This is a genomic window from Companilactobacillus huachuanensis, from assembly GCF_005404815.1.
Lineage (GTDB): Bacteria > Bacillota > Bacilli > Lactobacillales > Lactobacillaceae > Companilactobacillus > Companilactobacillus huachuanensis.
On record NZ_BJDF01000001.1, the window covers coordinates 151017 to 164192 of the forward strand.

11 protein-coding genes are annotated in these 13176 nt (G+C 38.0%); 9 read left to right on the forward strand and 2 right to left on the reverse strand.

Annotated elements, in window-relative coordinates; translation table 11 throughout:
* Positions 1 to 2: 2 nt before the first annotated feature.
* The 5 genes from FFM71_RS00665 to FFM71_RS00685 are packed head-to-tail and all read left to right on the forward strand — an operon-like array spanning position 3 to position 8019.
* Positions 3 to 1148: a glucose-1-phosphate adenylyltransferase gene (locus FFM71_RS00665; protein ID WP_137610248.1), complete on the forward strand. Its 1146-nt coding sequence runs from the start codon at positions 3 to 5 to the stop codon at positions 1146 to 1148.
* Positions 1145 to 2317: a glucose-1-phosphate adenylyltransferase subunit GlgD gene (glgD, locus tag FFM71_RS00670; protein WP_137610249.1), complete on the forward strand. Its 1173-nt coding sequence runs from the start codon at positions 1145 to 1147 to the stop codon at positions 2315 to 2317. Before FFM71_RS00665 ends, glgD begins: the two co-directional genes overlap by 4 nt.
* A complete protein-coding gene (gene glgA / locus FFM71_RS00675) occupies positions 2310 to 3746 on the forward strand; it encodes a glycogen synthase GlgA (protein ID WP_137610250.1) in 1437 nt (478 codons plus the stop codon). Before glgD ends, glgA begins: the two co-directional genes overlap by 8 nt.
* Positions 3747 to 3783: 37 nt before the next feature.
* Complete coding sequence (locus tag FFM71_RS00680) at positions 3784 to 6189, forward strand: glycogen/starch/alpha-glucan phosphorylase (protein ID WP_137610251.1); 2406 nt, start codon at positions 3784 to 3786, stop codon at positions 6187 to 6189.
* 18 nt (positions 6190 to 6207) lie between these two features.
* Positions 6208 to 8019, forward strand: coding sequence for a glycoside hydrolase family 13 protein (locus FFM71_RS00685; RefSeq protein ID WP_137610356.1), 1812 nt, complete (start codon positions 6208 to 6210; stop codon positions 8017 to 8019).
* Positions 8020 to 8296: 277 nt separating this feature from the next.
* On the opposite strand, the gene FFM71_RS00690 is transcribed toward FFM71_RS00685, so the two are convergent.
* Positions 8297 to 8956: an HAD family hydrolase gene (locus FFM71_RS00690; RefSeq protein ID WP_137610252.1), complete on the reverse strand. Its 660-nt coding sequence runs from the start codon at positions 8954 to 8956 to the stop codon at positions 8297 to 8299.
* Between the two features lie 219 nt (positions 8957 to 9175).
* On the opposite strand from FFM71_RS00690, the gene FFM71_RS00695 reads away from it, so the two are divergent.
* Positions 9176 to 9661, forward strand: a complete 486-nt coding sequence (locus FFM71_RS00695; RefSeq protein WP_137610253.1) for a DUF2798 domain-containing protein — start codon at positions 9176 to 9178, stop codon at positions 9659 to 9661.
* Between the two features lie 506 nt (positions 9662 to 10167).
* Here FFM71_RS00695 and FFM71_RS00700 read toward each other — a convergent pair.
* On the reverse strand, positions 10168 to 10512 hold the full coding sequence (locus tag FFM71_RS00700) for a helix-turn-helix domain-containing protein (RefSeq protein WP_137610254.1): 345 nt from the start codon (positions 10510 to 10512) through the stop codon (positions 10168 to 10170).
* A gap of 243 nt (positions 10513 to 10755) precedes the next feature.
* Here FFM71_RS00700 and FFM71_RS00705 point away from each other — a divergent pair, with 243 nt between their 5' ends.
* The 3 genes from FFM71_RS00705 to FFM71_RS00715 are packed head-to-tail and all read left to right on the forward strand — an operon-like array spanning position 10756 to position 13174.
* On the forward strand, positions 10756 to 11787 hold the full coding sequence (locus FFM71_RS00705; protein ID WP_137610255.1) for a hypothetical protein: 1032 nt from the start codon (positions 10756 to 10758) through the stop codon (positions 11785 to 11787).
* 12 nt (positions 11788 to 11799) lie between these two features.
* On the forward strand, positions 11800 to 12474 hold the full coding sequence (locus tag FFM71_RS00710) for a zinc-ribbon domain-containing protein (RefSeq protein ID WP_137610256.1): 675 nt from the start codon (positions 11800 to 11802) through the stop codon (positions 12472 to 12474).
* 19 nt (positions 12475 to 12493) lie between these two features.
* Entirely contained in the window at positions 12494 to 13174 is a 681-nt protein-coding gene (locus FFM71_RS00715) for a zinc-ribbon domain-containing protein (protein WP_137610257.1), read from the forward strand.
* The last annotated feature ends 2 nt before the right edge of the window (positions 13175 to 13176 follow it).

Below are 13176 nucleotides of genomic sequence, written 5' to 3' on the forward strand. Positions count from 1 at the left end.
AAATGAATGAAAATAATGAAATGCTAGCAATTATTCTTGCCGGTGGTCAAGGTAGTCGGTTAGGAAAATTAACAAAATCTACAGCTAAACCAGCGATTCCTTTCGGGGGACGCTATCGTATTATTGATTTCACATTGAGCAATTGTGCTAATTCAGGTATCAATACCGTCGGAGTTATTACGCAATATCAACCTTTGGAACTGAATGCACACATTGGCAATGGTTCCAGTTGGGGTCTGGATGATCAAATGGGCGGCGTCACTGTTTTACAACCATTCTCATCAACAGAAGGAGAAAAATTCTTCGAAGGAACTGCCCACGCTATCTATCAAAATATTGAATACATCGATCAACAGAATCCGAAGTACTTATTAGTTTTATCAGGGGATCACATTTATAAAATGGATTATGAAGCAATGCTGGATTATCACAAGGCTAAGAAGGCTTCATTGACCGTTGGTGTTATTCCAGTTTCACCTGAAGAAGCAAAACGTTTCGGAATGATGAATACTGATGAAACTGATCGTATCATTGAATTTGAAGAAAAACCCGAGCATCCTAAGAGCAACAAGGCATCTATGGGTATTTATATTTTCAACTGGGCTACTTTGAGAAACTATTTAGTAAACAGTTTTAGTACCAATAACGAACTAGAAGATTTTGGTAAAAATGTCATTCCAATGTATCTAGCTAACAATGAGTCTGCTTATGCCTATTCATTTGATGGCTATTGGCGGGATGTTGGTACGATTCAAAGTCTCTGGCAAGCTAATATGGAATTTCTTTCACCATACAATAGCTTAAATATTGGCGATCACAATTGGAGAATCAACTCTAAAGCGCAAGTTTTGCCACCAATGTATTTGACGTCAACAAGTAATATCAATAATTCGATGATTGTTGATAGCTGCTATGTTGCTGGTGAAGTTGATCATTCAATCTTATCTCAACGTGTGTCAATTGGTGCCGGCAGCAAAGTCGTTGACAGCATGATTATGCCCGGAGCTACGATTGGCAAGAATGCCGTGGTGGACCATGCTCTAGTTGGTGAAGAAGCGGTTATTGGCGACGATGCCGTTGTTAAAGGAACTGAAGATGATATCGCCGTTGTAGGTTACGGTGAAGTGTTGGGGGTTAAAAAATCATGAAACATAATAGTGTGAGTGCCATCATAAATTTAGTTGAACCATGGGAACAACTTGAGCCATTAACAACGAATCGTCCAGTAGGAACACTGCCTTTTGGCGGACGCTATCGTTTGATTGATTTTCCACTTTCTAGTGTTACTAATGCCGGAATTCAAAACGCTATGATTATTTCGCCACGATCAGGACGTTCAGTTGCGGACCATTTACGTAGTGGTAATGATTGGAATTTGGATACGATTCGTGGCGGATTATTCAACTTTCCATATAATGATTTGTCGTTGATTGCTCCACAAAAGAAGGAAACACTGGTTCACCATTATTACGATAATACGATTTTATTTTTAAAACGCAGCAACAGTGAATACACCGTTATTATGGGAACAAGAAATATTTGTAACATTGATCTACGGGCCTTGTTACGTTATCACCAAGAACGCGATAATCCAGTTACGACGGTCTATAAGAGTATTGATGCCAAAGATTCTGATCCTGACACAACTGTTTTGCAACTGACAGATAACGGCATGGCAACAGCAATTTTACCAGCAGCTAGCAAGAATGTAGTTCCTAATGATAATGGTAAATTTGCCAAAAGTCTGAATATTTATATGATGAGTACCGTTGATTTAATCGATATCTTGAAGGAAGCTAATGAACGTGGGGACTTGATCAGTCTAGAGAATTTAATGCTACAAGCGGTTATGCAGCACAGTGCCAATGCTTTTGAATATACTGGCTACTACGCTAATATTCATGATATTGAAAGCTACTATGATTCCAGTATGTCGATTTTGGAAGAAGATAACTTCAGATCATTGTTCTATAGTCAGCGCCGAATTTACACGAAGGTCAAGAATGAGATTCCAACGTTCTTTGCTAAGAGCTCGCATGTTAAAGGCAGTCTTTGTGGTACTGGTGGATACATTGAAGGAAAAATTGACCATTCAGTTATTTTTAGAAATGTGTTTATTAATCGCAAATCACAAATTAAGGATTCCGTCATTATGCAAGGTACGAGAATTGGTGCCGGTACGAAGGTTGAAAATGCCATTATCGACAAGAATGTTGTCATCGGACCTAACTTGCAGTTGAAGGGAACACCTGAAAATCCTCTAGTAATTGGTAAAGGCAAACGAATATTTCAGCAAACGGAGGTATCTAATGAATAAGGTTTTATTTGCGGCAGCAGAAGCAGCACCTTTTTATAAAACGGGTGGCTTAGGAGATGTAAGTTTTGCGTTACCTAAGGCATTACAAACAGACAATCAAATTCGAGTCGTAATTCCATATTATGGAAAGCTATTTCCCGAGAAATATCGTAATTTAGTCAAAGACTTGATGCACTTCACAGTCCGTGTTGGTGAAAATGTTAAATACTGTGGTATCAAAACATTGAAGCTAAATGGGGTTCAGTACTACCTTATCGACAATGAAGAATACTTCGGCCGCGATGGTCTGTATGGATATTGGGATGACGGCGAACGGTTTGCTTTCTTCCAACTGGCTATCTGTGAGATGTTAGAGAAGGTCAACTATATTCCGGATGTATTGCATTTGAATGACTGGCACACAGCGTTTATTCCCGTATTGCTGAAGGATAAATACAATTGGATCGACGCATATCGTCATATTAAGACAGTTTTGACAATTCACAATATTCAATTTCAAGGTGTCTATGATCCAATTATTTTGGGTAGTTTATTTGGAATCGGTCGTCGGACGTTCAATGAAGGTAGCGTTGAATACTATGGAAATGTGAACTTTATGAAAGGCGGAATCACTTTTGCTGATGCCGTCACCACTGTATCTCCCAGCTATGCTAAAGAAATTCAGACTCCAGGATTTGGCGAGAATTTAGACGGAATATTGCGTGACAATTCTTATAAATTGCATGGAATTATCAATGGCATTGATATGAAAATTTACGATCCCGAAACTGATCCTGATATTCCAGAACACTTTAATGTCAGTGATATGTCTGGTAAGGCACTCGACAAAAAGGCTCTGCAAAAGGCTGTTGGCTTGCCTCAAAAGGATGTGCCAGTCTTTGCTGTTGTCTCTCGTTTGACGCGTCAAAAGGGTATGGATCTGTTGTTAAATGCTTTAAATGAATTTTTACAAAATCATGATGTACAGGTTGTCATTTTAGGAACCGGTGACCCTGATTTGGAAAAGGGCTTTGAAGGCTATCAAAATGCTTATCCTGACAAGCTAGCTGCCAAAATCGAATTTGATGTCAAATTAGCACAGTTGATCTATGCTGGCAGTGATGGATTCATTATGCCATCGGCCTTTGAACCTTGTGGTTTATCACAAATGATGGCAATGCGCTATGGCAGTGTTCCCATCGTTCATTCTGTAGGCGGATTACGTGATACAGTGATTCCGTTCAATAAGTTCACCAAAAAAGGAACTGGTTTCGGATTTGACGATTATCGCTTTGAAGTCTTGGGCAAGATGTTAGATTCCGCCTTTGATTTATACGCTAAAGCTCCCAAAACTTGGCAAGAACTCAGAAAACAAGGGATGGAACAAGACTTTGGCTGGGAAAAATCGGCCGCTAAATATAGTGATTTGTATCAAGAATTGACCGACTAAGTCAGTTTGCATCTCTTAGAATAACAGAGGTATAAATATGGAATTAAAAGAAGCCGAGTTTGTCAGAGATTATATTAATGAAATTAAAGCTACTTATGCAGTTGACTTGAAAGATACTTCACCAATGGAACAATACATGGCATTGGGACATTTGATTAAGCGTTATAACGGTGAAAATTGGACTGATACGTCAAAGAGTTATCGCAAAAATGATGTTAAACAAGTTTATTATTTTTCAATTGAATTTTTACCAGGTCGACTCTTACAATCCAATTTACTTAATTTGGGAATAACTGATGTCGTTAAGAAAGGTCTTAAAAATTTAGGCTTGAATTTCGACAAAATTGTTCGATCCGAACCCGATCCCGGCCTTGGTAATGGTGGCTTGGGAAGATTAGCTGCCTGTTATATGGATTCAATGGCAAGTATCGGAATGGCTGGTAATGGTAACGGAATTCGTTATCGCTATGGTCTATTTAAGCAAGTCTTCATGAATGGCTATCAAGTTGAATTACCTGATGATTGGTTACGTAATGGTAATGCTTGGGAAGTCAGACGTGAAAACCGAGCTTGTTTAGTGAAATTTGGTGGTCATGTTTGGATGCAAGAGCAACCAGATGGCAGTTTGAAACCAGTTTATGACCATACTGATGATGTCTTAGCAGTCCCATATGATACCGGAATCATTGGCTATCACAACGTTGTTACGAATACCTTGCGGCTTTGGTCAGCCGAATTACCACCAAATGCGGAAGAAAGATATTATTCTCAAAAAGAACGTGACAATATCGATGACATTACAAAAGTTTTGTATCCGGATGATAGTAATGAACAAGGTCGTTCGTTACGTTTGCGTCAAGAATATTTCTTCTCATCAGCTGGTGTACAAAGTATCGTGCGTCATTATTTATCTGATCACACTAGTCTGAAACGCTTTGTCCAAAAAGTTGCGATTCACATTAATGATACCCATCCAACATTGGTAATCCCTGAATTGATGCGTATCTTGATGGATGAGCATGACTGTCCTTGGGATTTGGCATGGCAAATAACAACCTCAACTATGAGTTATACCAACCATACCATTATGCAAGAGGCGCTTGAGAAGTGGCCAATTGAAATGTTCCAAGGCCTACTTCCTAGAATTTATCAAATCGTCGAAGAAATTAATCGTCGTTATCGTGCTGATAAGATTCCGGTTTTTGGTGAAGATATCGTCGATCGCACAGCACCTTTGGGTGATGGTCAAGTCCGGATGGCTTATTTAGCGGTAATTGGTAGTCACAGTGTCAACGGAGTTGCACCATTACATACTGAGCTGTTGGAAAAAGATGTCTTAGCAGATCTTTATCGAATTTATCCTGAGAAATTCAACAATAAGACTAATGGTATTGCTGAACGTCGTTGGTTGGAGATTGCTAACCAGCCACTTTCCAAGTTGATTGACAGTAAAATTGGTAAAGATTGGCATTTCAATCCCAAATTGTTGCAGGAGTTATCAACATTTGAAAATGATAAAAAATTCTTGAATCAGTTAGTTGATGTTAAGAAGGAAAATAAGCAACGCTTGGCTGATTATGTGCAGTCGGAAATGGGTATTACAATTCGAACTGATGCCATTTATGACGTACAAATCAAAAGGCTTCACGCATACAAACGTCAAGTTTTGCATATGCTAGAAATTATTCGTGAGTACTTAGAAATTAAGGAAAATCCCCAAGCGGATATTACACCACGAGTTCATATTTTCGGTGCTAAAGCAGCGCCAAGTTATCATTATGCAAAATCAGTTATCAAGGTTATCAATGCTTTAGCCGATTTAGTCAATAATGATCCCGATATTGGCGATAAGTTGAAAGTTGTCTTTATTCCTAATTATGGTGTTTCATTGGGCGAGTTGATTATCCCCGCAGCCGATATTAGTGAACAAATTTCAACTGCCTCGAAGGAAGCATCTGGTACAAGTAATATGAAATTGATGACTAATGGTGCTTTATCGTTAGCCACAATGGATGGTGCCAATATTGATATTATCCGAGCAGCCGGCAGTGAAAATGAGTATACCTTTGGTCTCACGGCAGCCGATGTCTATGGCTATTATCACCGCAATGACTACCGTTCAAAGGCAATTTATGATGGTAATCCAGAGTTACAAAAAGTTGTTGATTCATTGATTACTAACATGATTCCGGGAATTTCCACTGAAGGCCGTGAGATCTACGATTCATTACTACAATATAATGATGAATATTTCGTCTTGGCTGATTATGCCGATTACGTCAAACAGCAGAAACAAATTTCAATAGATTTCAAAGATGTTGAGACTTGGCAGAAGAAGTCATTGGCAAATATTGCGGCATCTGGAACATTCTCAGCTGATTATTCAGTAGCACGTTATGCTGAAGATATTTGGCAAGTTCCATACAAGCTGATTCTTAAATAAGGTGGCTGTGCAATGAGTATTGTGATTGAATATGATTCATTTGAAACGTCAAAAAAAGCTCCATTCGGCGCAGTGGTCGAAGGAACCGAGATTGATTTTAATATTAGAGTTCACTCCGGCAACGATATTCAACAAGTTATCTTACATGTCGCTCAAGATGGACATTGGGATACGGAACATCAGTTACAGATGAGTCAAGGTTCTCATGCTTATCGGACAAAGTTTACGCCGAAGTCTTCCGGACTGTTTTTCTACTATTTTGAAGTCATCACGAATCAGGAAAGCTGTTTCTATGGCTGTTTAGATGGTGGATTTGGTGGTGAAGGCGTTATTTACTTAAATCGTGCTGATGTCCAGATGTACCAACTGACAGTTATGAGTCACGTGGAAACGATTCCTGATTGGTATCAACATGGCCTGGCTTATCACATCTTCGTCGATCGATTTAACAACGGCAATCCGGATGGTCACATCAATAATCCCAAACCGAATAGTTTTATTTATGGTCAAAAGAGCGACTTACCAATGTATATTCGCAACAATAAGCAAGAAGTTGTTCGTTGGGATTTTTACGGTGGAAATTTACTTGGGATTGAGAAAAAAATTCCATATTTAAAACAACTTGGCGTGACAGTTATTTATTTGAGTCCGATTTTTGAGGCTATGAGTAACCACCGTTATGATACGAGTGATTATCTCAAAATTGACCCAATGTTAGGAACGCTAGCTGATTTTGACCGTTTGGTTAAGAAAATTCATGAGGTAGGGATGCATGTTATTTTGGACGGCGTCTTTAATCATGTTGGGGTTAATTCTCGTTACTTCAATCAAGCCGAAACGTATGACACTCTCGGCGCTACGCAGTCAAAGGACAGTCGTTATTATCCTTGGTTCAATTTTACGAAGTATCCCCAAGAATATGACAGTTGGTGGGGCGTGACTGACTTGCCAACTGTTAATAAGGAAAATGTCGACTATCAAAACTTCATTTACGGCAATGATGATTCAGTAATTGATTACTGGACTAGCCGTGGCATTGATGGCTGGCGTCTGGATGTTGCCGATGAATTGCCAGATGAATTTATTCTGGGTATTCGACAAGCCTTGGACAAGTACCCTGACAAGGTTTTGATAGGTGAAGTTTGGGAAGATGCCTCGCATAAATTGGCTTATGGTAAACGTCGTCACTATTTAGAGGGTGGAATGTTGCAGGCCGTCATGAATTACCCGTTGCGTAAGTTGATTATTCGGGTATTGACCGGTGATTTGAAGCCATCTGAATGGTGGTTAGAGTTGATGACGTTGAAGGAAAATTATCCACAAACTGTTTTCAAATATAATTTTAATAATATTGGCAGTCATGATACTAAAAGAATTTTAACCGCCTTACATGGTGATCATGATAGGCTTGAACAAGCCTTTGGGTTGCTGTTCACGATGCCCGGTGTCCCTTGTGTTTATTATGGGGATGAGACTGGTTTGACTGGTGGAAAAGACCCTGAAAATCGAGCTTTCTTCCCATGGGATAATCAAAATGTCAATTTACAGCAATTAGTTGAGCAGTGGTACCATTGGCGTTCACAACATAAATGGATCGACGATGCTGAGTTTGCACCGTTTTATTTGAACAATTTTGGAATTGGATTTGTTTATTGGCAAGATAATAAGAAATTATTAGTTATCTTAAATACTTCATGCAATCAGCATCAGATAAATTCCAATGATTTGATGCTGGATGTGGTGCCATCTGATTTAGCGGGTGAGATTAAGAAATGTTTGACTAACAAGAGTTTGGAACATGGTGAATTTAAGATTATTGAAGATTTTTAGCCGTTTCCAGAGCTGAGAGTATTCAATTGCTGCGCGGAACGGCCCGAGCCTGGGAAGCGGTCTCGAACCTCGGTTGAAGCCTCGCAAAACCCGCGAGTCTTCAACACGCCCGGTGGCGTAAGGACTAAAGTCCTAACGCCACTTTCGCTGCAAATGAATACTCTCAGCTCTTCCAACTAATCTATTTTTTAACCTGTAGTTTATAAATAAAAAAGACTGATGTTTATTCAGTCTTTTTTGTATTTATTCAATGAAATTTCAATATCCTTGAATAGTATTATTCGAATAGTTTTATGGATTCTTTCAAATTAGGTAGAACGGCTACCGCTTGTTTTGCTAATTCTGGTTTTGGCTGAACTAGATCCGGTACGATTATCACATCAATTTTGGCTGATAATCCGGATTCTATACCGCTGTTGGAGTCCTCAAAGACTACAGCCTCTTCGGTTTTGGCGTGAGTAACATCTAATGCATGTAAATAAATATCAGGTGCTGGTTTGTTATTTTTCACATCATCACCACTGATTAGATTAGTAAAATAGTCTGTTATACCAGCGTTTTTAGCATTGAGTGTTAGGATTTCTTTGGTTGCAGATGAAGTGATGTAGCGAGCTATATTATGATTTTGTAAATATGTTAGTAATTCGATTACACCAGATTTGAGGGTCACTTCACCCGCTAAAACCTTTTCGTGGTAGCGTTCCATTGATTCTTCGAAGATTTTTGACCCTAGTTTTGGATCTCCGGTTAATTCTTGTAGACGGCGTTTAGTATCAGGAAACCCTTTGGCAATGTAGTGTTGATTGTCTTCTTTGGAGAAGGGAAAGCCATACTTTGCAAGAATTTCTTTGCGGGCTGAATAGTATAAGCCTTCAGTGTCAATTAGTATTCCGTCCATATCGAAGAAGACAAATTTTTTATCGTGTAGATTAATCATAAGATTCCTTTCTTCATACAATGTGTTGGTGGATAATTCATTATGATTTGATTGTACACCCAAATTTTTTTGAATTATTTTGAAATTAGCCTTTGAAATTTTCTGTAAATATGTGGTAAGCTAAACTCAACAATAAATTAAAAGTGCGTATAATTGATCAGCACATCTGTGGACTTTCTGCAGGTGTGCTGATCTTTTTGCGTTCAAAGGAGAATATATTTGGAATTTCAACAACGTTTACCACAGAATTTGAAACAAACTATCTTATTTATGGCGGTTATTTCTATCATCTCAGTTAATCTGATTGCGCCAATTATTACAGGATTGGAGATTGGATTTTCTGTAAATAACTACTTAGCAATTTTGCCACGGTTACCATTTATTTGGTTGGTCGTGATTGCTTTAGTAGTGTTGACACAGAAACCAGCCGAAGCACTTGCTAGCCATTTTCTTGGGGATCAACCTAACTTTCGCGGTGCTATGTTGATTACAGCAATGTGTAACGTCTTTTTGATGTCATTGATTCTCACAATTGTGGGAGCATGGATTGGTACCGGACATGTTTCAATGGATGTAATTATGAACTTCCCACGTGCTTGGCCTAGAAATTATACGATTGCCTTGATTGTGGAAGCTTTCATTGCCCAACCGATTGCACGGTCTGTTATGTCTGCTGTTCATGGTAGTGTGGCAGTTCAGGATTAGAAAAAAGTTTTTAAAATAAAGCCCTGACCATTAAATTTGGTCAGGGCTTTTTATGTACGATGAATTTTTATCTGAAGGTTGAAAAGTGAAAAAGAGCTATAAATATTGCTGTGACAGTCCTAAATTCAATTTATTTACCAATTTAGTTAAATAGTAAAAGATCACAATTGGACATTCTTATTATTAAAAAACTAGTTGGAAGAGCTGAGAGTATTAACCAGCTGTGGGTGTGGCGTTACGGCTTTAGCCGTTACACCACCGGGCGAGTTTTGAGATTCGCGTACTTTGCGGAGCTCAAAAATCGAGGGCCGAGACCACATTGTGGCTCGGACCGGTCCGCATAGCAGGTTAATACTCTCAGCTCTGGAGACGGCAAAGCATATGAATACTTTCAGCTCTGGAGACGGCAAAGCATATGAATACTTTCAGCTCTGGAGACGGCAAAGCATATGAATACTTTCAGCTCTGGAAACGGAATAATGCATCAAACTTTCAACCTTTAATTTTTATTTATTAGTTTTTTGACTCAATTTAATAACTTCCAACAATCGTTTGCTAAGTTGCTCTCCTTGTTCCGGTTCTAGGTCGTTCAGAAACCTAGTTAGTTGTCTAAGGTTTGGTCCAAACTTTTCAGAAGATTTAATATCTTCACCGTCCATTAATGAATCCATGGTCACACCTAATGCTTTGGAAATCTTACTAAGTGTATTGGCACTAATTTTTTTAGTGAAACTACGTTCAATTTTAGATAAATAATTGATGGTCAGATCACTAAGTTCTGCAAGTTGCTCTTGCGTCATATTTTGATTATGACGCTCTCTGGCGATGTTGCCACCCACATTATTCTTCATTTTGTGACCTCTTTACTTTTAGTCTTAGTTTAAAGAGTAATGAAGAAAAGATGACGTTATAAGTTCCTACAAGGAATTGTATGTAAAGTTACTACAAGAACATAATTCTATTGTATATATAATTTTATGGTTCTAAAGGATTGCAAAAAGTTGTATAATCAAACTGATATTTAATTTAGAGGAAAAATTATTGTTTAGAGGATTAAGTAAACTAATATAATTCAACAAACGTAGGGGAATGTTATGAATAAAAAAAGTATTACTGCGCTGGCAGTTTTATTAATTAGTGGTGGAGTTTTCATGATGGGGTGTTCAGTTGGAAATGTCACAGTTAACGACAATTCACGTAAAGCTGAGACTCCAAAGGAAAAGAAAGCTGATAAGGCACAAGCGCAGAAAGATACTGCAAAGAAAAAGGTCGAGGAAGCAAAACAAAAGCAAAAGGAACGTGGTAAAGAGTATAAATATGGATTACCAAAAGGCCCTTCATGGATGTATATCTACGATAATGGCGAGAAGACTTCTGTCAATATTGATCCAAATGAAATTCGTGTAGCTAAGCTGCATGAATTTGACAAGGTTAAATTTGGCGGTTCATTACCAGTAGTTGGAGAATTGATGACTAAAGAATATTCAGTAGGAACATCTTCAGGCCAATCAACTATGGATGAATCTGATAGTTACGACAAAAAATTGGGCTTCAGTAAAACCAATACTAATAATGAAATGGATATGTCGTTCTACAACTTAAAGAATGCTAATGACAAAGAAATTAGTCAAATGGCATTCAATGATTTGCCAAAATACTTGGATGCAGCAAGTACTAATGATTCATCCAAATTACCTAATCAATCAAAATTATTAGTTAGTTCATTGGATGGAACTAATTATCGTGGTGATTCAGCAGCTAGTTTTCAAGTAATGGGTCAATACTATGATAAAAATTCATCAAAACACGCAAGTGGTGGGTTCTTTGATGGCGACCATGCAACTTACGTTCAGGTGGGTACTCGACCAACTTTGGAGTTAAAGAATGCCACGATATTGTTTGTACAAACATATGCCAAAGTCAAAAAGACAGATACTAATCAACATGCTTTTAGAACAGATGATGATGCGGATTATGGTAGTTCCAGTACACAGATGGAAGAATATCAAATGGGTTATCAACTGACTGATGATAATAAATGGCAATTGATTTCAGTTGTTAGTGAAGGTGAATCACCATATTCCATGGATACTTCAAAATCTAACTGGATTGTGCAAAAGAATTAGGGGGCAAACAAAATGCATTGTAGTAATTGTGGAGCTGAGATACCGGAAGGTGCAGAATTTTGTCCGGAGTGTGGTCACAAGGTTGGAGAAATTGTTGGTCATGCAAAATCAAAGCCAGAAATGAATTTAACTCCAGAAATGAAAGAGTCAATTAAGTCGCTTGTTAATAAAAAAAATATTTTTAGACTAATTCTTGTATTAGCAGTGTTAATTATAGGATTTGTAGGGTACCGATTACTATATTTACCTGGTGTTGTTAAAAGCGAAGTAGCGAAAACTGAATTTGCAACTGCTAATTATTCAGTTAAGGCAAATGTTTTAACTAAAAAAATCGTGATAACGACTGAAAATGGGGAAATCTATAATTTAGTGGCAGCTTCAACTGAGAATGGATTCTTAACTAATCCGATTGGTGCCGAAGAACAAATGATGAAAATGGGTAAGGATTTGCCCGGTAATTGGACGATTCAAATTATTCAGACATCTCGTTCGGATGCCCCAAGAGTTATGTGGCAGTATTCAGATGGACACGAGAGTATTCGTTATCAAAATTCAAATGAATATCGACGTGCTAAACAAGCATACGTAGAAGCTTCTGAAAGAAAAGATGCAAAAGATAGTGAAATCAATTCAGCTGTATCTGGAGCAGTAGTTGGCGGATTGATTGGTGCCGCGTTAGGTAGATAAAAATAGGGGGATTTTTAAAATGTTTTGTCCAAAATGCGGTTATAAAGTCGAAAAAGGTGTGAAGTTTTGTCCGAAGTGTGGTCAAAATTTAATGGTTAAAAAATCAAGCAGTGAAAGTAAATTTATTGAAGATAAATCTACTGAAAGTACATCACTGATTAAAAAGTATCGTCACAATAAAAAAGTTCTAGCTACTTTGGCAGCTATTGTCGTCGTTTTTTTCGGTTATATGGCAATTTATGCTCCAATGACTGTTAAATCGGTTCTCCAAAGAGAAGAATTCACTGCTAAAAATGGTTATAAAGTTTCAGTCAATCCACTAACTAAGACGATTCGAATTAATGCCGGTGAAGCTGGCATGTACAACATCGAAAGGGGGTTAAATAGTACCCATTTTGATACGAGTGCAATAGCTCTTGAATATCATATGGCCAGTGCTGCTAAATCAATTTCTAAAAAGACGATTGGTTCTTGGAAAATTAATTTAACGCAGACTGAATATAAAGATACTGATACGTTAATGTGGCAATTCACAGGTAATAATGAAACACATCGTTACCAAAATACGGCCGCTTGTCGTAAGAATCACCAAGATTATCTACAAGCTGAATCCGATAGCGCAGATCAGGATGAAAAAAATAGTGATGCAGCAGGTGTTGCTGGTGAACTACTCGGTGGGGCATTAGGCTATATGTTCTAGTA

What these genes read in the sequence shown, in the direction of transcription:
- FFM71_RS00665 (WP_137610248.1), top strand. Translation starts at nt 3, where the DNA reads ATGAATGAAAATAATGAAATGCTAGCAATTATTCTTGCCGGTGGTCAA.
- glgD (WP_137610249.1), top strand. Translation starts at nt 1,145, where the DNA reads ATGAAACATAATAGTGTGAGTGCCATCATAAATTTAGTTGAACCATGG.
- glgA (WP_137610250.1), top strand. Translation starts at nt 2,310, where the DNA reads ATGAATAAGGTTTTATTTGCGGCAGCAGAAGCAGCACCTTTTTATAAA.
- FFM71_RS00680 (WP_137610251.1), top strand. Translation starts at nt 3,784, where the DNA reads ATGGAATTAAAAGAAGCCGAGTTTGTCAGAGATTATATTAATGAAATT.
- FFM71_RS00690 (WP_137610252.1), bottom strand. Translation starts at nt 8,956, where the DNA reads ATGATTAATCTACACGATAAAAAATTTGTCTTCTTCGATATGGACGGA.
- FFM71_RS00700 (WP_137610254.1), bottom strand. Translation starts at nt 10,512, where the DNA reads ATGAAGAATAATGTGGGTGGCAACATCGCCAGAGAGCGTCATAATCAA.
- FFM71_RS00705 (WP_137610255.1), top strand. Translation starts at nt 10,756, where the DNA reads ATGAATAAAAAAAGTATTACTGCGCTGGCAGTTTTATTAATTAGTGGT.
- FFM71_RS00710 (WP_137610256.1), top strand. Translation starts at nt 11,800, where the DNA reads ATGCATTGTAGTAATTGTGGAGCTGAGATACCGGAAGGTGCAGAATTT.
- FFM71_RS00715 (WP_137610257.1), top strand. Translation starts at nt 12,494, where the DNA reads ATGTTTTGTCCAAAATGCGGTTATAAAGTCGAAAAAGGTGTGAAGTTT.